17 protein-coding genes are annotated in these 18,010 nt (G+C 70.5%); 10 read left to right on the top strand and 7 right to left on the bottom strand.

Annotation, left to right across the window (positions count from 1 at the left end):
* The 3 genes from VFX14_15910 to VFX14_15920 are packed head-to-tail and all read left to right on the top strand — an operon-like array spanning position 1 to position 2,614.
* Positions 1 to 1,194: a cytochrome P450 gene (locus tag VFX14_15910; GenBank protein ID HEU5191171.1), complete on the top strand. Its 1,194-nt coding sequence runs from the start codon at positions 1 to 3 to the stop codon at positions 1,192 to 1,194.
* The gene (locus tag VFX14_15915) at positions 1,194 to 2,042 is read left to right on the top strand and encodes an LLM class F420-dependent oxidoreductase (GenBank protein HEU5191172.1); all 849 of its coding nucleotides are present in this window, start codon (positions 1,194 to 1,196) and stop codon (positions 2,040 to 2,042) included. Before VFX14_15910 ends, VFX14_15915 begins: the two co-directional genes overlap by 1 nt.
* A gap of 17 nt (positions 2,043 to 2,059) precedes the next feature.
* On the top strand, positions 2,060 to 2,614 hold the full coding sequence (locus VFX14_15920) for a VOC family protein (protein ID HEU5191173.1): 555 nt from the start codon (positions 2,060 to 2,062) through the stop codon (positions 2,612 to 2,614).
* Here VFX14_15920 and VFX14_15925 read toward each other — a convergent pair.
* A complete protein-coding gene (locus VFX14_15925) occupies positions 2,611 to 3,825 on the bottom strand; it encodes an MFS transporter (protein HEU5191174.1) in 1,215 nt (404 codons plus the stop codon). The two genes, VFX14_15920 and VFX14_15925, sit on opposite strands and share 4 nt — an antisense overlap.
* A 70-nt stretch (positions 3,826 to 3,895) precedes the next feature.
* Here VFX14_15925 and VFX14_15930 point away from each other — a divergent pair, with 70 nt between their 5' ends.
* On the top strand, positions 3,896 to 5,365 hold the full coding sequence (locus VFX14_15930; GenBank protein ID HEU5191175.1) for a M81 family metallopeptidase: 1,470 nt from the start codon (positions 3,896 to 3,898) through the stop codon (positions 5,363 to 5,365).
* Positions 5,366 to 5,372: 7 nt separating this feature from the next.
* On the opposite strand, the gene VFX14_15935 is transcribed toward VFX14_15930, so the two are convergent.
* On the bottom strand, positions 5,373 to 6,824 hold the full coding sequence (locus tag VFX14_15935) for an amidohydrolase family protein (GenBank protein HEU5191176.1): 1,452 nt from the start codon (positions 6,822 to 6,824) through the stop codon (positions 5,373 to 5,375).
* A 7-nt stretch (positions 6,825 to 6,831) separates the two neighbouring features.
* Positions 6,832 to 8,100, bottom strand: coding sequence for a CinA family nicotinamide mononucleotide deamidase-related protein (locus VFX14_15940; GenBank protein ID HEU5191177.1), 1,269 nt, complete (start codon positions 8,098 to 8,100; stop codon positions 6,832 to 6,834).
* A gap of 84 nt (positions 8,101 to 8,184) precedes the next feature.
* Between VFX14_15940 and VFX14_15945 the strand changes: the two genes are divergently transcribed.
* From VFX14_15945 to VFX14_15955, 3 genes are all read left to right on the top strand, one after another.
* Complete coding sequence (locus VFX14_15945) at positions 8,185 to 8,922, top strand: HD domain-containing protein (protein ID HEU5191178.1); 738 nt, start codon at positions 8,185 to 8,187, stop codon at positions 8,920 to 8,922.
* 222 nt (positions 8,923 to 9,144) lie between these two features.
* Complete coding sequence (locus VFX14_15950; GenBank protein ID HEU5191179.1) at positions 9,145 to 9,438, top strand: DUF3175 domain-containing protein; 294 nt, start codon at positions 9,145 to 9,147, stop codon at positions 9,436 to 9,438.
* Between the two features lie 24 nt (positions 9,439 to 9,462).
* Positions 9,463 to 9,882 carry a CBS domain-containing protein gene (locus VFX14_15955; GenBank protein ID HEU5191180.1) on the top strand — a complete coding sequence of 140 codons (420 nt, stop codon included), beginning with the start codon at positions 9,463 to 9,465 and terminating at the stop codon, positions 9,880 to 9,882.
* 8 nt (positions 9,883 to 9,890) lie between these two features.
* Here the strand turns inward: VFX14_15955 and VFX14_15960 are convergent, their stop codons facing one another.
* From VFX14_15960 to VFX14_15975, 4 genes are all read right to left on the bottom strand, one after another.
* The gene (locus tag VFX14_15960) at positions 9,891 to 12,098 is read right to left on the bottom strand and encodes a xanthine dehydrogenase family protein molybdopterin-binding subunit (GenBank protein ID HEU5191181.1); all 2,208 of its coding nucleotides are present in this window, start codon (positions 12,096 to 12,098) and stop codon (positions 9,891 to 9,893) included.
* A gap of 10 nt (positions 12,099 to 12,108) precedes the next feature.
* A complete protein-coding gene (locus VFX14_15965; GenBank protein HEU5191182.1) occupies positions 12,109 to 13,101 on the bottom strand; it encodes a xanthine dehydrogenase family protein subunit M in 993 nt (330 codons plus the stop codon).
* Complete coding sequence (locus tag VFX14_15970) at positions 13,098 to 13,673, bottom strand: 2Fe-2S iron-sulfur cluster-binding protein (GenBank protein HEU5191183.1); 576 nt, start codon at positions 13,671 to 13,673, stop codon at positions 13,098 to 13,100. Before VFX14_15970 ends, VFX14_15965 begins: the two co-directional genes overlap by 4 nt.
* Before the next feature lie 139 nt (positions 13,674 to 13,812).
* On the bottom strand, positions 13,813 to 14,874 hold the full coding sequence (locus tag VFX14_15975) for an LLM class flavin-dependent oxidoreductase (GenBank protein ID HEU5191184.1): 1,062 nt from the start codon (positions 14,872 to 14,874) through the stop codon (positions 13,813 to 13,815).
* 87 nt (positions 14,875 to 14,961) lie between these two features.
* On the opposite strand from VFX14_15975, the gene VFX14_15980 reads away from it, so the two are divergent.
* Genes VFX14_15980 through VFX14_15990 form a run of 3 tightly spaced genes read left to right on the top strand, consistent with a single transcriptional unit; the run spans position 14,962 to position 17,861 of the window.
* On the top strand, positions 14,962 to 15,396 hold the full coding sequence (locus VFX14_15980) for a hypothetical protein (GenBank protein HEU5191185.1): 435 nt from the start codon (positions 14,962 to 14,964) through the stop codon (positions 15,394 to 15,396).
* A gap of 49 nt (positions 15,397 to 15,445) precedes the next feature.
* Positions 15,446 to 17,002 carry an ABC transporter substrate-binding protein gene (locus tag VFX14_15985; GenBank protein ID HEU5191186.1) on the top strand — a complete coding sequence of 519 codons (1,557 nt, stop codon included), beginning with the start codon at positions 15,446 to 15,448 and terminating at the stop codon, positions 17,000 to 17,002.
* Position 17,003: 1 nt separating this feature from the next.
* Positions 17,004 to 17,861, top strand: coding sequence for a universal stress protein (locus tag VFX14_15990; GenBank protein HEU5191187.1), 858 nt, complete (start codon positions 17,004 to 17,006; stop codon positions 17,859 to 17,861).
* Positions 17,862 to 18,010 lie beyond the last annotated feature (149 nt).

Raw genomic sequence — 18,010 nt, forward strand, 5'->3', positions numbered from 1 at the left:
ATGAGTGATTTCGCGTTCAACCCCATGGCCCCGGAGTTCGTGGAGGATCCATATCCGACTTACCGCCGTCTGCGCGAGGAGGACCCGGTGCACCAGAGCCCGCTGGGCTTCTGGGTGCTCACGCGCTACGAGGACGTCGTCAGTTCGCTGAGGGATCCCCGCATGGTCAAGGAGCCCATCGCCGCCTTCGTGGCCGCGCGCTTCGGGCTGCCGGCGCCGCCCACGGGGATGGGCCTTTCCATGCTGGACCGCGATCCGCCCGACCACACGCGCCTGCGCGGGCTCGTGAGCAAGGCGTTCACGCCCCGGGTCATCGAGCAGCTCCGCCCGCACATCCAGGGCATCGTGAACCGCCTCCTGGACAAGGTCGAGGGCGAGCCGGGCATGGACCTGATCGAGCAGTTCGCCTATCCGCTGCCCGTCATCGTGATCTGCGAGATGCTGGGCGTGCCGGTGGCGGACCACGAGCGCTTCAAGGGCTGGGGCCTCGACATCGCGCGCGGCCTCGACGCCATCCTGCTGCCGACGGACTCGCCGGTGGCGGAGCGGAGCATGCACGCGCGGCACGCCCTCGCGGCCTACTTCCGCGAGCTGATCGCCGAGCGCCGCGCCGCCCCCCGGGACGACATGCTGTCGGGGCTCATCGCCGCGGAGGAAGCGGGCGACAAGCTCACCGAGGACGAGCTGCTCGCCACCTGCATCCTCCTCCTGGTGGCCGGGCACGAGACCACGGTGAACCTGATCGGCAACGGCACGCTGGCTCTCCTGCGTCACCCCGAGCAGCGGAAGCGGCTCCAGGAGGATCCGGGCCTCATCACCACCGCGGTCGAGGAGCTGCTGCGCTTCGACGGGCCGGTGCAGCGCACGGCGCGCATCCCCAGCGAGGACGTCACCTTCGGCGGCAAGACCATCGGCAAGGGCGAGATGGTGATGCCCTTCATCGGCGCCGCCGACCGCGACCCCAGGCAGTTCCCCGACCCGGACCGGCTCGACCTCGGGCGCACCGATAACCGGCACATCGCGTTCGGCTGGGGCATCCACTTCTGCATCGGCGCCCCGCTGGCCCGCGTCGAGGGGCAGATCGCCATCAATACCTTGCTCAAGCGGCAGCCGAAGCTCGCGCTGGCCGCGCTACCTCAGCACCGGCAGAGCCTGACCCTGCGCGGGCTCACCACGCTGCCCGTGGCGTTCTGATGAACATCGGCGTCTCGGTTCCGCTCCCGGCGTATCTCGTCGACGTGGGCGCCATGGCGGCCAAGGCCGAGGCCCTCGGCTTCGAGTCGTTCTGGTGCGCGGAGCACCCGTTCATCCCCGTGCACGCGAAGAGCCGCTTCCCCGGCTCCCCCGACGGCGTGATCCCCGAGACCTACTCCCACTTCGTGGATCCCTTCGTGGCCCTGGCGCGCGCCTCGGGAGCGACCACGCGCATCAAGCTCGGCACCAGCATCGTGCTCGTGCCCGAGCGTCACCCGTTGCTGCTCGCCAAGGAAGTCTCGACGCTCGATCACTTCAGCGGCGGCCGCTTCCTCTTCGGCATCGGGGCGGGATGGCTGCGCGAAGAGACCGAGATCATGGGCGGCGACTTCGACCATCGCTGGACCCAGACGCGCGAGTCGGTCCTGGCGATGAAGGAGCTCTGGATCAAGCCGGAGGCCGAGTTCCACGGCAAGTACTACGACTTCCCTCGGGTGCGCTCCTATCCCAAGCCCGCGCAGAAGCCGCATCCGCCCGTCATTCTGGGTGGCGGCGCCGCCAACGTGTTCAAGAGGGTCGTGGCGTGGGGTGACGGCTGGCTGCCGACGGCGGTGGGGCCCGACATCGTGCGCGCGGGTCGCGCGGAGCTCGATCGGCTCGCGCGCGACGCGGGGCGCGACCCAGCGTCGATCACCATCACCGCGCACGGCCAGCCCGCCGATCGTGACCTGGTGCGACGGCACTTCGAGGCCGGCGCGTCGCGCGTGGTCATCCGGCCGGCCACCCAGAAGACCGACGCCGACATGGCGGCGGAGCTCACGCGCATCGCCGAGATCGTCCTGCGTTGACTGAGGGGGAGTAGTCCATGGCGTCGCCCAGCAAGTTCGCCCACGTCGTCTTCAACACGCACCGGTACGAGGAGATGATCGCCTGGTACGTGCGGGTCTTCGAAGCGCGCGTGCAGCATCGCGGCGAGCGGCTCGCCTTCCTCACCTACGACGACGAGCATCACCGCTTCGCGTTCGTGAACCTGGGCCCCGCCCCCGCGGACCTGCCGCCCCGCGCGCCCAATCAGGTGGGCGTGAATCACCTCGCCTACACGTGGCGGAACCTCGGCGAGCTGATCGACCTCTACAGGCGCCTGAAGGCCGACGGCATCCTGCCCTACCGGCCGATCCGCCACGGGCCGACGCTGTCGCTCTACTACCGCGATCCCGACGGCAATCAGCTCGAGTTCCAGATCGACCTGCTCGCGCCGGAGGCGGCCAACGACTTCCTGCGCGGTGAGGCCTTCAAGGCCAATCCGATCGGCGAGCCCTTCGATCCCGACGCGCTCGTGGCCCGCGTCGAGTCGGGCGCCTCCGCGAGCGAGCTGATCTTCCGCTCGGACCAGCTGCCCGCCGCGCCCGCGTCCCGCTAGCCCTCCGGCCGCTCGCGCCGCCGCATGAGGTCGCGCGCGGCGCCGAGCAGGATGAGGGCGCCCAGCCAGGACAGAGCCCCGTCGAGGAGGTAAGCGCCGCGGATCGTGGCGGCGGCGAGCGCGCCGGTGAGGAGCGGGCTCGCCGCGGTGCCGATCTGCACGCCCATCGCGAGCCAGCCGAAGGCGGCGCCGCGCGCCTCGGGGGCCACGATCATCCCGCCCAGCGCGTAGGCGAGCGTGAGCGCGCCGCCGAGGCAGAGCGCCACCAGCACGCGCAGCACGAGGAGGCTCACCCAGCCGCCGGCCAGCGCCATTGCTGAACAAAAGATTCCACCCGCGAGCAGCTGGATGAACAGGAGCTGCCCTGCCGGCACCGCCGCGGAGAGCCGCGCGGCGAGGCTCGCGGAAATCGTGGCGCCCACCGCGGCGGCGGAGATGATGATGCCGGAGGTGGCGGCGGGCGCGGCGATCTCGGTCATGTGGGTCACCTGCAGCGGGATGACGAGGGCGAGGCCGCGATCGATGAATTGAGCGATCACGAGCAACCCCATCACGGGCAGGAAGTGCGCCTGCCCCAGGAACTCGCGCAGCGGCGCGGAGCGTGGGCGCGCCGCCGCGTCCCCCGTGGGCGCCGCGCGCTGCTCCTGGAAGAGGAAGATCAGCGCGACCAGCGACACCGCGCAGAGGATGGCGGTCACGTAGAACGCGGGGCGGATGCCGAGATGAGTGGCGGCGAACCCCCCGATGGCGGGGCCGACCGCCACGCTCAGGAGCTGGGCGCCCTGCACGCGGGCGATGGCCGTCGCCACCTTCTCGCGCGGCGCCGACACGCTCGCGACCGCCATGGCCATCGGGGTGAAGCCGGCGAAGAGGCCCTGGAGGAAGCGCGCGGCGAAGAGCTGCCACACGGAGGTGACGAGCCCCATCGCCGCGATGATCACGGTGAAGCCGGCGAGCGAGCGGATCAGCATCATCTTGCGGCCGAAGCGGTCGGCGAGACGGCCGAACAGCGGCGCGAGGAGCCCGGACACGGTGGGGGTGACGGCGGCGAGCACGCCCGACCAGAGCGCGATCGCCGAGGGATCGGTGACGCCCAGCTCGCGCACGTAGAGGGGCAGGAACGGCGAGAAGAACTGGAACCCAACGAAGGCGATGAAGACGGACAGCGACAGTGCCCAGACATTGCGCTGCCAGCCGGAGGGCCCCCGCACCCGACGACCATACCCCAACGGCGTGTTCGGGGACCGCGACTTCGTTTACACTCTCGGCGGAGGAGCGCCCATGGCCCGCCGCAAGCTCGTCGTCGCGATGATGATGCACGAGACCAACACCTTCTCGCCGGTGCCCACCCCGCTGTCGTCCTTTCGCCCGCTGGCCGGCGAGGCCGCCATCGCCGAGTTCACCGACACGAACACCCAGCTCGGCGGCTTCCTCGGGGTCGCGCGCAAGGCGGGGGCGGAGATCGTGGTGCCGGTGGCGGCAGGCGCGCACCCCTCCGGCTACGTGGAGAAGGGCGCCTACGAAGACATGGCCGACGCCATCGTGGGCGCCATCCGCGGCGGCTGCGACGCCGCCTTCCTCGCGCTACACGGCGCGATGGTGGCCGAGCACCTGGACGACGGCGAGGGCGAGCTCCTCCGTCGTATCCGGATGGTCGCGCCGCGGCTGCCCATCGCCGTGGGGCTGGACTTCCACGCCCACATGACCGCGCCCATGATCGAGCACGCCACCGTGGTGACGGGCTACCGCACCTATCCCCACGTGGACATGGCGGAGACGGCGGAGCGCGCGGGGCGCACGCTGCTCCGCGCCCTCGACGGCGAGGTGCGCCCGGTGATGGTGTGGGGCACGCGGCCGATGATGACGAGCACGCTCGTCCACGCGCCGTCACGCCTGCCCATGAAGGAGATCATGGACCTCGCCATCGCCGCGGAGACGCGCGGCACCGTCCTGAACGCCTCCGTGTTCGGCGGCTTCCCCCATGCCGACGTCCCGCACATCTCGTGCTCGGGCGTGATGGTGTGCGACGGCCAGGCCGACGCGGGGCGCGTCCTCCTCGACCGCCTGCTCGAGATGGCCTGGGCCAAGCGGAGGGACTTCCTCTACCAGGGCGCCCCGCTCGCCAACCAGATCGCCCACGCGAAGACACTCGGCGAGGGACCCATCATCCTGGTGGACCACGGGGACAACACCGCGTCCGGCGGGACGCAGGACGTGATGAGCGTGATCGCCGAGGTGGAGCGTCAGGGACTGACCGACGTGGCGGCGGGGCCCATCTGCGATCCCGCCGCGGTGGCGCGCATCCTCGCCGCAGGCACCGCGGCGAGCGTGACCCTCCCGCTGGGCGGCAACATCGACATGCCGCAGATCAACCTGCCGGGCAAGCCTCACACCGTCACCGGCAAGGTCGCACGGATCACCGACGGAGAGTTCGTGGTCACCGGGCCCATGGCCACCGGCACGCGCGTGCGCATGGGCCGCACCGCCGTGCTCGACACCGGCGCCCTCCAGATCGTGGTCTCGGAGCGGCGCAGCGAGCCCTTCGACCTCGGGGTGTTCACCCACTGCGGGATCGATCCGCGGCGGAAGCGCTACGTGCTGATCAAGTCCCGCCAGCACTTCCGCGCCGGCTTCGAGCCCATCGCGCGCCACATCGTGCTCTGCGACGGCGACGGCTGCACGTCGAGCGATCTCCGCCTCTTCACGTATCGGAAGCGGCGGCGGCCGCTCTATCCCTTCGAGGACGCCTAGCCGCGCGCTACGTCGCCCGCTTGATCGGGAAGGCGGGGGGAATGATCCGGTCCACGCTGGCGCCGTCCCAGCGCCAGCGCGGCACCTGCTCCCAGTAGTGCCGCGTGGCCTCCCGCGCTTTGGTGAGCACCTGCTCCTCGTCGGCGCGCTTGAGGCGTCCCCCCTCGACGAGCACCTGGCCGTCCACGATCACGGTGTGGATGTCGCGGCCCGTGCCCGCGTCCACCAGCGCCTTGATGGGATCGGCGTAGATCGGGCCGCCGAGACGGTCGAGATCGATGAGGAGGATGTCGGCCTTGGCGCCGGGCGCCAGCCGCCCGAGGTCATTCCTATTGATGAAACGCGTTCCGCCTATTGTGGCCGCGTTGAAGACGTCGCGGGCGAGCCCGACCTGATAGTTCGCGTCGGTGATCTTGGCGAGGATGGATGCCCAGCGAAGCTCCGACACCATGTCCATCGGATAGGTGTCGGTGCCGATCGCGACGGTGACGCCCGCCTCGAGGTAGCGGGGCAGAGAGTGGAGCGTCATCGCCATCTTCGCGTACTTGTACGGGCAGTGGCCGACCGTGGCGCCGGTCTGGGCGAGTGTCTTGAGATCGTCGCCGAAGGGATACGTGGGCCACGGATGCGCGGTGGTGAAGACGGCGTGGCCCAGGAGCGTGCGCTCGTCGAGGAAACCGATGTCGGCGAGGAACTGCACCGGGGTCTTCCGGTGCTCGGCCATGATGCGCTCGAACTCGATCAGGTTGCCGCCGGCGTGGGTGTGGATGGGCGCGTTGAGCTCCCGCGCGGCGTCCTTGCCGGCGCGGAGCAGCGACTCCGTGCAGGTTTCCACCTGGGCCGCGTTGAGCAGCCCCTTGAGCCGGCCGCCCGCGCTGCCGTCGAACTTGCGCACGAAGTCCACCGCCTCCTGCAGCCGCTGCTTCCCGACTGCCACGTCCTCGTCGTAGACGAGGCGGCCCTTGGCATCCATGAAGGTATCGCGGTCGCGGAAGGGCGGGCTCGCGTAGACGCGCAGGCCGAGATCGTCCACCAGCCGCGCGTAGCCGTCCCAGTCGCCGCGGAGGCCGCCCACGTCGATCACCGTGGTGGTGCCCTGCTTGAGCGAGTGGAGGAAGGTGTAGGCGCGGAGCGCGGCCGTCGCCTCGGGGGACGGCGGCTTCATCGCGCCCTTGAGCGGCGCCGCGAAGGCCATGTAGTTGGACGTGCGGTAGTCGTTCTTGGCCATGTCGAGCAGGAGGTAGTCGCCGCCTCCGCCCGCGGTGTGCACGTGCGTGTTGATGAAGCCGGGGGAGACGAGCTGGCCGCGGGCCGAGATGCGCGCGTCCACGGGGCCCGCGTAGGCGGCGCCCGCGTGGACGATCGTGTCCCCCTCGAACAGCACGTGGCCCCCCTCGTGGACCTCGTGGGTGCTCCCGTTCCACGCCACCACCCAGCCGTGCTCGATCAGGGTCTTCATGGCGCCCTCACGTCTTCTCGAAGTCGATGCGCTCGACCACCGGCAGGCTCTGGAGATATCGCCGCAGGCAGTCCATACCGAGCTCGGTGGCCCCGAGCCGCACCCACTCGCGGCCGCCGAGGATGCGGCTACGGCGCGACTTGATGCCGTCCGCACTGGCGATGGCGAGATTGATGGTGCCGCCGAACTCGATGCGGTCGGGCCCGTCGTCGAGGTCCACGAGCACGGCGAGGGCGTGGGTGGCGCCGCAGAGGCGCTGGGCCGCGGCGGCGACCTCCTCGGCGAGGGCGGGCGTGATCTCCGCGGGGGCGGGGCCGTCCAGCCCCACCGCGGCCCGCACCTGGGCGAGGTCGCGGGACACGATGCCGCGGGTGACGATCTTCTCGGCGCCGACCTGAGGCGCGAGGCGGGAGGCGATGAGGCCGCCCGTGAAGGTCTCGACCAGGGCCAAGGTGGCCCCGCGCAAGCCGAGCGCCTCCAGGATCACGCCCTCCATGGTGCGGTCGTCCTCGGCGAGGATGAAGTTGCCGAGGCGCTTGCGGATCTCCCGCTCCACCGGCTCGAGCTTGCGCCGCACGTCGGCCATGTCGGCGCCGCGCACCGTGAGCTTGGTCTCGAGCTGCGGGTAGTGGGCGCGGAAGCCCAGCTTGAGGCTGCCGTCGGGGACCAGCGTCTCCACGCCGGTGAGGAGGCTGTCCACGTGGGATTCGCCGAGCCCGTAGGAGTGGAAGCGCTTGAGGACGATCGTGGTCTGCTCGCCGCTGCGCGCGAGCAGGCGGGGAATGATCTGCTCTTCGAGCATGCGGCGCAGCTCGCGCGGCACGCCGGGCGTGAAGAAGAAGCGCGCCTTGCCGATGTCGAGCGCGAAGCCGCACGCGGTCCCGATGGGGTTGTCGAGGATCTCTGCGGTGGCGGGGAGCATGGCCTGCTTCCGGTTGTTCGGGGGCATCGTGCGGCTGCGCTTCTTGAAGAAGTCTTCCATCTTGACCAGCCACTCCTCGTTCAGGACGAGGGGGACCCCGGCGGCCTGGGCGGCGATCTCCTGGGACAAATCGTCCACGGTGGGGCCCAGCCCGCCGTTGACGAGCACCGCGTCCGCGCGCTCGGCGGCGAGGAGGAAGGCGCGCACGAGGCTCTCCCGGTCGTCGCCCACCGTGGTTTCCCATGTCACGGAGAGGCCCACGTCCTCGAGCTTCTGGCTCATGTAGGAGAAGTTGGTATTGACGATCTTCCCCGTCAGCACCTCGTCGCCGGTGCAGATGATCTCGACTCGCATGGTTCCCCCTGGGGGCTTCGCCCCCGGGGATCATACACCCGGGCAATCTTGACATGCGGCGGAGGGGGGGCGGATGATGAGCGCATGACGACCCTTGAGCGCGCCGAGGCCGCCGAGCACGCCCTCAGTCAGGAGCTGGACAAGATCGCCGTCAAATCGGTCATCTACACCTCGGGCGAGCGCGATCCCCGAGAACCGATGCCGCGGCCCGACGCCAAGGGCCGGCGCTTCCTCATGGGGCACGACGCGCGGCTGCCCAAGATGCCGGACCAGCCCACGCTCATCGATTTCTACCGGCTGCGCTTCGGGCCGTCCATGCACATGCTCCAGAGTGCGCGGCTCGCGATGAAATCGGGGGCGCCCGAGAAGGTCGTCGTCGCGTGCCTCCTCCACGACATCGCCATCACCGGCTTCATCCGGAGTGACCACGGCTACTGGGCCGCCCAGCTCGTGGAGCCCTACGTGGACGAGGAGGTGTCCTGGGCCATCCGCTACCACCAGGCGCTCCGGTTCTACCCGGACGAGTCGGTTGGCTACCAGTACCCCGAGCTCTACAAGACGCTCTTCGGCGAGGACTATCAGCCCGAGCCGCACATCGCCCGGGCCTATCAGGCGGCTCGCGAGCACAAGTGGTACATGACCTCCCGCCTCATCACCGTGAACGACCTCTATTCCTTCGACCCCAACGTCACGGTGCAGCTCGAGGAGTTCACCGACATCATCGGGCGGAACTTCAAGCAGCCCAAGGAAGGCCTGGGCTTCGACGCGAGCTCGTCCGCCCACATGTGGCGGACCATCAACTGGCCGACGCGGTACCTGTAGCCCGCCTCGACGTCGTCCGCCGCGTCAATGTGACGCGGTAGCCGCCGCGCCGGGCGGCGGTCCTACCCGGTCGGAAGCGCCCGTCCTCCAGGCGTCCCCTCGCTCGGGCGCCCTCACGAGCCCCGATTGGCCGCCTGCCGGGAACCATGCGCGGCGCGTATGCGTGGCATGTCGCTTGCCTGACCTCCGAGCATGCGCGAGAGGACCAGGCGCAAGAACACGGTGTCGCGACATCCGCGGCGGACGCCACGGCCCGCGCGGGCCGGCAAGAAGTGGGTGCAGACGGTCAAGACCGTCTCCACCTTCCCGCCCAAAGGCCTCTTCACCAAGGACGCGGCCACCGTCGCCCGCGTCCTCGCCTCGAAGCGCGTGAGCCCCAAGGGCATCAGCTCGGGCTACAAGATGCTCCTCTACTTCATCAATCGCGGCGGGCGCGGGCTCTCCCCGAGCCGCCGGGCCGAGCTCGAGCGCGCCAAGCGCATCATGCGCCGCCGCATGGCCGAGCGACGGCACTGACCAGCCACCCAGCGAGGTGTACCCATGAACGGCGACATCATCCGCGACGTCATGACCCCCGAGCCCGTGACCGTTCCGTCCACGACGACACTCGAGCAGGCGGCGCGCCACATGCGCGACGCCGGCATCGGCAACGTGATCGTGCTGGACGGCGAACAGATCGCCGGCATCCTCACCGACCGTGACATCGTGGTCCGCGCGGTGGCCGAGGGGCGGGATGCCCAGACCCCGATCGGAGAGGTGGCCAGCCGAGACCTCACGACCATCAGCCCCGACGATACGCTCGAGGCCGCGGTCGAGCTGATGCGCGAGCGGTCGATCCGGCGTCTGCCCGTCGTCGAGGCCGGACGCGCCGTCGGGATCGTCTCGCTGGGCGACCTTGCCCTCGAGCGCGACCCCGACTCGGCGCTGGGCGACATCAGCGCGGCGCCGCCCAACGACTGAGTCGGCGGCTAGAGTAGCTTGTCGAGCGTGATCGGCAGATCGCGCACGCGCCGGCCGGTGGCGTGGAAGACGGCGTTGGCGATGGCGGCGGCTGTTCCGGTAATGCCGAGCTCGCCCAGGCCCTTCGCGCCCACGGGGTTGGCGTGCTCGTCCCGCGCGCCGATCCAGGACACGTCGAGGTCCGGCACGTCGGACGCCACCGGCACGTGATAGTCGGCGAGGTTGGCGGTCACGACGCGCCCGAGCCGGCTGTCGATCACCGTGTCCTCGGTGAGCGCCATGCCGATGCCCCACACCATGCCGCCGAGGAGCTGGCTGCGCGCGGTGCGCGCATTGAGGGCGCGGCCGACGTCGAAGACACCGACCATGCGGCTCACGCGAACGGCTCCCAGTTCGGGGTCCACGCGCACCTCGGCGAACTGCGCGCCGAAGGCGTACATGGCGTAGCGCTTCGCCTCGGGCCCCGGCGTGGCCCTCGCGCGCTTTTCCAACTGGTCACGGCCCTGGCGCACCAGCAGGCTTTCCAGGCTCTCCCCCTTGCCGAAGACGCGGGAGTCGAAGATCCGCCCGTCCTCGACGCCGACCGCCTCGCCGGGCACGCCGTGGAGGGGGCTCGCGGGGTCGCTGACGGCCAGGCGCACCAGCTCGGCCCGGAGCGCGCAGACGGCCTCGTGCACGGCGGAGCCCGCGCTGGCCGCCGTCTGCGAGCCGCCGGACATCGGGCTCTCGGGCAGGCGCGTGTCGCCGATGCGCACGAGCACGCGGCCGGGCGAGGTTCCGAGGGCGTCGGCGGCGATCTGGGTGAGGATGGTGTAGGTGCCGGTTCCGAGGTCCTGGCTCCCCGTCTCGACGACGAGGGTGCCGTCGTCGTGAAGGCGCGCCAGCGCGGAGGCCTCGCTGCGGTGCGTGGGGTACACGGAGGTCGCCATGCCCCAGCCAATCCGGCGGCCGCCCTCGCGCCAGACGCCGGGCTGCCGCGCCCGCCGATGCCAGCCGAAGCGCGTGGCGCCGATGTAGTAGCACTCGCGCAGGTGCTTGCTCGACCACGGATGGCCGGTGGCGGGATCCTCGTCGGCGTGATTCCGCAGGCGTAGCTCGATGGGGTCGATGTCGAGCGCCCAGGCGAGCTCGTCCATCGCGCACTCGAGGGCGAACGTGCCCGTCGCCCAGCCCGGCGCGCGGGCGTACGACGGCGTGGCAATGGTGGCGCGCACGAGCCGGTGACTGGTCGCGCTGGTGGCGGAGGCGTAGAGCATCCGCGCGGGCAGGCCGCACGCCTCCATGAAGGCGTCGTAGGTCGAGGTCTCGGCGAGCGTATGGTGCTGGAGGGCGGTCAGGGTGCCGTCGCGCTCGGCGCCGAGCGCCACCGTCTGGCGGGTGCGTCCGCGCCAGCCCACCGGCCCGAACATCTGCCGGCGCTCGAGCACGAGCTTCACGGGCCGGCCCACGTGCTTGGCGGCGAGGGCGGCGATGATCACGTGCGACCAAACGGGCCCCTTGCTTCCGAATCCGCCGCCGAGGTACGGCGACACGACTCGCACCGCGCTTTCGCGGAGCCCGAGAATCTTGGCCACCCGCCTGCGGCAGTCGAAGAGGCCCTGGGTCGCGTCGTAGAGCGTGAGCTGTCGGGGCGCCTCCCACATCGCGATGGTCGCGTGCGGCTCCATGGGATTCTGGGTCTGACGCGCGGTCGTGTAGACGGCCTCCACGCGCACGGGGCTCCGCTCCAGCGCCGTCCTGACGGCGCCGCGCGCGGTGTCCGGCTTCTCGTACACGACGTGCTTCGGCCGGAAGGACCGTCCGCGTACCGGGTCGAGGCCGATCTGCGGCGCCGTCTCCTTGTAGGCGAGGACGACGCGCCGCGCGGCCTCGCGCGCCTGCTCGAGGGTCTCGGCCACCACCACCGCGACAGGCTGATCGGCGTAGCGGATCTCGGCGTCCTGCAGCGCCTGGATCGCGTGATTGTCGTCCGTATCCCGCCCGAGGCGCCCGCGGACGCGCGGCGCGTTCTCGTGCGTGAGCACGGCGAGGACGCCGGGCACCGCCTCGGCGGCTGCGGCATCGATGCCCTCGATGCGTCCCTGCGCGATGGCGCTCGTCACCAGCACCGCGTGGGTCAGGTCCGGAAGCCGATGATCCGCGGTGTACGTCGCCGCGCCGGTGACCTTGGCCGGGCCGTCCACCCGCTCGAGCGGCGTTCCCACCACATCCGGCATGTCGCTCTCCTCAGCCGCGGGCCGCAGTGACGGTCAGCGCACGCACCACGCTCCGCCGGGCCAGCTCGACCTTGAACGCGTTGTCGCGAAGAGGCTCGGCTCCCTCCAGGAGGATGTCGGCCGCCTCGGCGTAGGCCACGGGGTCGGCGCGGCGGCCGATCAGGACCTGCTCCGCCGCCGGCACGCGCCAGGGCTTATGCGCGACGCCGCCGAGGACGAGGCGCGCCGCGCGAATGGTCCCGCTGCCGTCGAGACCGAGGGCCGCGGCCACCGAGACCAGTGCGAAGGCGTAGGCGGCGCGGTCGCGCACCTTCAAATAGTGGGAGCGGCGCGCGAAGGGCGAGGCGGGCAGGCGCACCGCCACGATGAGCTCGCCCGCGCGCAGCTCGGTCTCGACGTGGGGCGTGTCGCCGGGCAGGCGGTGGAAGTCGCCGATGGCGATGGAGCGGTCACCGTCCGGCCCCGTCACCTCGACCACTGCGTCGAGCGCGGCGAGGGCCACCGCCATGTCGCTGGGATGCGTGGCGATGCAGGCGTCACTCGCGCCGAGGATGGCGTGCATGCGCGTGTAGCCGTGCCGCGCGGCGCAGCCCGAGCCCGGGCGCCGCTTGTTGCACTCGGCGAACGCGGGGTCGGTGAAGTACGGGCACCGCGTGCGCTGGAGGAGATTGCCGCCGACGGTGGCCATGTTGCGGAGCTGCGGCGATGCGCCGGAGAGGAGCGCTTCGGCCAGCGCGGGATAGCGCCCGCGGATCAGGGGATGCGCGGCGACGTCGGAGTTTCGGGCGAGGGCGCCCATGGTGACGTCGCCGGCCGGGGCCTCCGCGATCTCGGCCAGGGGCAGGCGATTCACGTCGACGAGCTGCTCGGGCTCCTCCACTCCCTGCTTCATGAGGTCGATGAGATTGGTGCCGCCGGCGAGGAACCGCACGGTAGGGCCTCGGCCGGCCGCACGCACCGCCGCGTGCACGTCCTCGACCCGGCGATAGGCGAAGGGCTTCATCGGGCGCGCCCGTGCGCGGCCTGCCCGCGCGCCGCCGCCCGGACGGCGGCGACAATGTTGGTATAGGCGCCGCAGCGACAAAGATTGCCGCTCATGCGCTCGCGGATCTCGTCGTCCGTGAGCTCGACGTCGGCGATGCGGTCGAGCGCGGGCGTCACCGCGCTGGGCTCGCCCAGGGCGACCTCCTCGAGCAGGCCGGCTGCCGAGCAGAGCTGCCCGGGCGTGCAGTAGCCGCACTGGTAGGCGTCGTGCTCGAGGAACGCAGCCTGCACGGGATGGAGGCGGCCGTCGGGGCCGGCGAGGCCCTCGACCGTCGTCACCTGATCTCCGTCGACGGTCACCGCCAGCGTCAGGCACGCGTTGACCCGGCGTCCGTTCACGAGCACGGTGCAGGCGCCGCACTGCCCATGGTCGCACCCCATCTTGGTCCCCGTCAGACCGAGAGCTTCCCGGAGGAAGTCGAGTAGGGTGACCCGGGGGTCCTCCGGCAGGGGGCGGGAGGCTCCGTTGACCCGGACGTGCGCGACGGCTCGATCGCCTCCGATCGGTTTGGTGAAATCGGGTCCCGACATCGGCGGTCCTCCTCGCCGGCAGAATTTTGCAACGGGAGTGCCACGGGCCGAGCAGCGCGAAGTCGAGGAGTTGGCGGCGGCCAACGGGATCGGCGATCCCGCTGCGCGTCGAGACTGCCGGGTAAAAGACGCGGGCCGCTCAGCGGAAGTGCGGCATGACCTCGCGGGCGAAGAGCTCCATGGAGCGGCGGATCTTGTCCTGGGGCAGGCCGCCGAAGTTCATCCAGCAAAGGACATGGCCCACCCCCATCGCGCGCATCTCCTCGAGCTTGGCGATCACGGTGTCCGGGGAGCCGAAGGCCAGCGTCTCCTCCACCAGGCCTTCCCACGTCACCTTGGCGAAGCGCTCCGCGGCGGCGCGGAATCCGGGCTGGAGGCTCGGATGTGCGTCCTCGATGCGCTCGGGGACCTGGAAGCGTCTGAGCGAGTCCTGGTACCACATCTCCGCGTCCTTGGCCTCGGCGAGGGCCTGCGCGTCGGTGGGCGCCACGTAGATCTGCCGTGACACCCCCCAGTGCTTCATCAGGGCCGTGATCTCGCCCTCCGTCCGGCCGTGCTTGCGGAGGGCGGTGAGATACGAGTCGCGCCGCTTCACGAGCTGGCTGACCGGCCCGGTGAGGATGGAATTCAGCATGGGCCACCCGCGCGCCGCCGAGCTCTCGATGCCGTCATCGCTGCCGCACACCTGGTAGATGGGCGGGTGCGGGCGCTGCCACGGCTTGGGGATGAGGCGCGTCTCGCCGACCGTGAAGAAGCGGCCCTCGAACGAGAAGCGCTCCTCGGTCCACGCGCGCAGCATGATGTCCACCGCCTCGTCGAACCGCTCGCGGTTCTCCTCCTGGGGCACGTGATAGCCGCGGAACTCGGCGGGGCGGTTGCCGCGGCCCACGCCCACGTCGAGCCGGCCCTTGGAGATGATGTCGATCAGCGCGACCTGCTCGGCGAGGCGCAGCGGGTGGTGAAACGGCAGGATGGCCGCGGCGAGGCCGATGCGCACGCGGCGCGTGCGAGACGCGGCGGTGGCGGCGAGGCTGGCCGGATCGACGGCGAGGCCGTAGTCGATGAAGTGATGCTCGGTGAGCCAGATCTGGTCGAAGCCGAGCTCCTCCGTCCATTCCATCTGCTCGAGCTCGCGGTGCACGACCTCGGCATGGCTCAGCCCCGGTGCGGCCTGGAAAAAGAAGAACGTCCCGAAGCGCATGGTCACCTCCGGCCCCCGATACTACACGCCCGGTGGCGGGTGTACGTTGAAGTTGTCGGTATCGGCTGTACGAAGGAGGTCCGCATCATGAAGCATCCGCGTAGCTGGATCTGGCTCGGCTTGATTGTCCAGTGGCTCGGCTTCGCCTACGACATCGTCTGGCACGGATTCATCCGCCCCGATTTCGAGGCCACCACGGTGCGCGGCATGGTCCATCACCTCGGCACCGTTCACGTACCCCTCTACCTCGGCGTCGCCCTCACGTTCCTCGCCGCCGGCTGGGCGCTGATCGACCACGTGCAGCACGGGGCGCATGGCATAGGCATTCCCATTGCCTTCGCCGGGGCCGTCATCCAGGTGATCGGCGAGGGCTGGCACGCCTCGTCCCACCTCCACCTGAGCACGCACGTGGGTCCGCTCGCCTTCTCGCTGTCCTTCCTGGGCATGCTGATCGTGCTGGGCGCCCTGCTCTTCAGTGGCCACGCCGGGAGGGGGGAACCGCGCCTGTTGACTCACTCCTGAGGCGCCCCTAGAGTAGCCGCACTCTCGCGGCACTCAAAGGAGGCCCTCCATGAGCCAGTGGCGCAGCGCGGTCGCGGCCGTCACCCTGTTCCTGGTCCCGGTGGCGGCCGCCGCCGCGCCCGAGGGCAAGGTCGTCATCGCGCAGGGCGTGGATCCAACCACGCTCGACATGATGAACCAGTCCGAGCAGCCGGCGTCCAACGTGGGCGCCCAGATGTTCGACATGCTGGTGGCGCGCGACCAGAGCCTGGCCCTCGTGCCGGAGCTGGCGACCGAGCTGCCCAAGCTCGTGGCCCCGACCGTGTGGGAGATCAAGCTCCGCAAGGGCGTGAAGTTTCACAACGGCGAGACCTTCGACGCGGAGTCGGTGAAGTTCAGCCTCGAGCGGCTCGCCAATCCCGCCAACAAGCTGCGCGGCTCGCCGACGTACGGCCCTATCGACCGCGTCGAGATCGTCGATCCCTACCTCGTCCGCGTCCACACCAAGAAGCCCTGGCCCACGTTCGTGGCCCAGATGGCCCTGCGCCAGGCCTCGATGTACCCGCCCAAGGAGTACGCGGGCAAGGACGCGGCGGCCATCTCGAAGAATCCCATCGGCACCGGGCCCTACAAGTTCGTGCGCTGGTCCAAGGACGAGGAGATCGTGATGGAGGCCGTGCCGGATCACTGGCGCGGCCCCGCCCGGATCAAGACCGTCGTGTTCCGCCACATCCCCGACGACGCGGTGCGCGTGGCCGCGCTCCAGAACGGCGAGATCGACGTGGCGGTAAACATCCCGCCGCACCTCGCCGGCATCATCGAAAAGCACCCGAAGCTCTTCCTCAGCACCGCGCCCTCGATCCGCACCATCCAGCTCATGATCTACACGCACCAGATGGACGCGACGACCCACAAGGCCACCGGCCCGTATCCGGGGCCCACCGCGGACAAGCGGGTGCGCCAGGCCATGGTGTCCGCGGTCGATGCCGACGAGATCATTCGCGGTGTGATGGACGGCAAGGCGGTGCGCATGGCCACCATGCTGACCAGCATGCATTTCGGCTTCGATCCCGCCCTCAAGCCGGTCAAGCAGGATCTCGCCCGCACCAAGAAGCTCCTCGCCGAGGCCGGCTTCCCCAACGGCATCGACATCGTGCTCAACGGCCCGCAGGGGCGCTACGTGCGTGACCGCGAGGTCGCGGAAGCGGTCAGCGGCCAGCTCACCAAGGCAGGGATCCGCACCACGCTCCGCACGCACGAGTTCGTGGCCTACCTCAACAACATGGTCTACGTGCACAAGGCGGGGCCGGTATGGCTCATCGGCTGGGGCCATCCGGCGATGGACGCCGAGGCCATCTACGTGCCGCTGTTCAAGTCGCCGGGCATCTTCGTGAACTGGGACAATGGCGACTTCAACGGCATGGTGGAGGCGGCGCAGAGCGAGATGGACGAGAAGAAGCGGCTGGCCCTCTACCACCGGATCAACAAGCTCTGGATCGAGGAGGCGCCCGCGGTGCCGCTCTACCAGCAGATCGACCTCTATGGCGCCAGCAAGCGGCTCGCCTGGAAGGCGCGTAGCGACGAGCTGATCCGCGCCTACGACATGGCGCTCAAGCCCGGGTCATGAGATGAGCTGGCGCTTCCTGCACCCCACGGATTTCTCCGAGGCCAGCGAGCTGGCCTTCGCGCACGCGCTCAAGCTCACCTTGCTCACCGGCGGCGAGCTCCGTATCCTCCACGTGGCCCCCGACGCCGGATTGGGAGGCTGGAAGCACTTCCCGGGCGTGCGCGAGGCGCTCGAGCGCTGGGGGGTGCTGCCGCCCGGCAGCGCGCCCTCGGCGGTGGCGGAGCTCGGCGTCGAGATCGAGAAGGTTCAGACCGCCGGCGCCGATCCGGTGGCGCACACCGCCGAGTTCCTCCGCCACCATCCCGCCGACGTCATCGTCATGGCCACGCACCCCCGCGACGGGTTCGCGGCCTGGCGTCAACCCAGCGTGGCCGCGGCCATCAGCCAGCACGCGGGCGAGATCGCGCTGTTCGTGCCCGAAGGCTCGAGGAGCTTCGTGTCGCCGGACACGGGCGCGCTCAACCTGCGACGCATTCTCATCCCGGTGGACCACGAGCCCGCGCCGCAGCCCGCGGTCGATGCGGCGATGGCGATCGCCGGCATCGTGGGCGACGACCCCGTGGCCTTTCGCCTGCTGCACGCCGGCGAGGGTCCGTTCCCCATGGTCACGACGCCCGAGCGCGCCGAATGGAGCTGGGAGCGGCAGACCGAGCTGGGCGACGCGGTCGAGCGCCTCGCCGCCGCCATCGAGACATGGCATCCCCAGCTCGTCGTGATGACCACGGCGGGGCGTCACGGCTTCATGGACGCGGTGCGGGGAAGCACGACGGAGCGGGTGCTCCGCGAGGCCCGCTGCCCCCTGCTCGCGGTCTCGGTGAGCGCGCGCGCCCTGCCCCGGCTGCGCGGCGCGGGGCGCTGAGGGGCGGCGCTACCGCGAGCCTTCGGCGCTACCGGGCCTTCTGGCGGTAGCGCTCGATCTCCTCCACCGTGAGGAGCGCGTCCCCGTCCGTGTCGGCGGCTTCGAAGTCCTTGAAGAGCGCGTTGACGTACTCATCGAGGGAGATGCGG

This window comes from Candidatus Methylomirabilota bacterium (assembly GCA_035764725.1).
In the GTDB taxonomy this organism is placed as follows: domain Bacteria; phylum Methylomirabilota; class Methylomirabilia; order Rokubacteriales; family CSP1-6; genus DASRWT01.

What these genes read in the sequence shown, in the direction of transcription:
- VFX14_15915 (HEU5191172.1), top strand. Translation starts at nt 1,194, where the DNA reads ATGAACATCGGCGTCTCGGTTCCGCTCCCGGCGTATCTCGTCGACGTG.
- VFX14_15965 (HEU5191182.1), bottom strand. Translation starts at nt 13,101, where the DNA reads ATGAAGCCCTTCGCCTATCGCCGGGTCGAGGACGTGCACGCGGCGGTG.
- VFX14_15910 (HEU5191171.1), top strand. Translation starts at nt 1, where the DNA reads ATGAGTGATTTCGCGTTCAACCCCATGGCCCCGGAGTTCGTGGAGGAT.
- VFX14_15955 (HEU5191180.1), top strand. Translation starts at nt 9,463, where the DNA reads ATGAACGGCGACATCATCCGCGACGTCATGACCCCCGAGCCCGTGACC.
- VFX14_15920 (HEU5191173.1), top strand. Translation starts at nt 2,060, where the DNA reads ATGGCGTCGCCCAGCAAGTTCGCCCACGTCGTCTTCAACACGCACCGG.
- VFX14_15945 (HEU5191178.1), top strand. Translation starts at nt 8,185, where the DNA reads ATGACGACCCTTGAGCGCGCCGAGGCCGCCGAGCACGCCCTCAGTCAG.
- VFX14_15960 (HEU5191181.1), bottom strand. Translation starts at nt 12,098, where the DNA reads ATGCCGGATGTGGTGGGAACGCCGCTCGAGCGGGTGGACGGCCCGGCC.
- VFX14_15990 (HEU5191187.1), top strand. Translation starts at nt 17,004, where the DNA reads ATGAGCTGGCGCTTCCTGCACCCCACGGATTTCTCCGAGGCCAGCGAG.
- VFX14_15970 (HEU5191183.1), bottom strand. Translation starts at nt 13,673, where the DNA reads ATGTCGGGACCCGATTTCACCAAACCGATCGGAGGCGATCGAGCCGTC.
- VFX14_15980 (HEU5191185.1), top strand. Translation starts at nt 14,962, where the DNA reads ATGAAGCATCCGCGTAGCTGGATCTGGCTCGGCTTGATTGTCCAGTGG.
- VFX14_15940 (HEU5191177.1), bottom strand. Translation starts at nt 8,100, where the DNA reads ATGCGAGTCGAGATCATCTGCACCGGCGACGAGGTGCTGACGGGGAAG.
- VFX14_15935 (HEU5191176.1), bottom strand. Translation starts at nt 6,824, where the DNA reads ATGAAGACCCTGATCGAGCACGGCTGGGTGGTGGCGTGGAACGGGAGC.
- VFX14_15985 (HEU5191186.1), top strand. Translation starts at nt 15,446, where the DNA reads ATGAGCCAGTGGCGCAGCGCGGTCGCGGCCGTCACCCTGTTCCTGGTC.
- VFX14_15975 (HEU5191184.1), bottom strand. Translation starts at nt 14,874, where the DNA reads ATGCGCTTCGGGACGTTCTTCTTTTTCCAGGCCGCACCGGGGCTGAGC.
- VFX14_15930 (HEU5191175.1), top strand. Translation starts at nt 3,896, where the DNA reads ATGGCCCGCCGCAAGCTCGTCGTCGCGATGATGATGCACGAGACCAAC.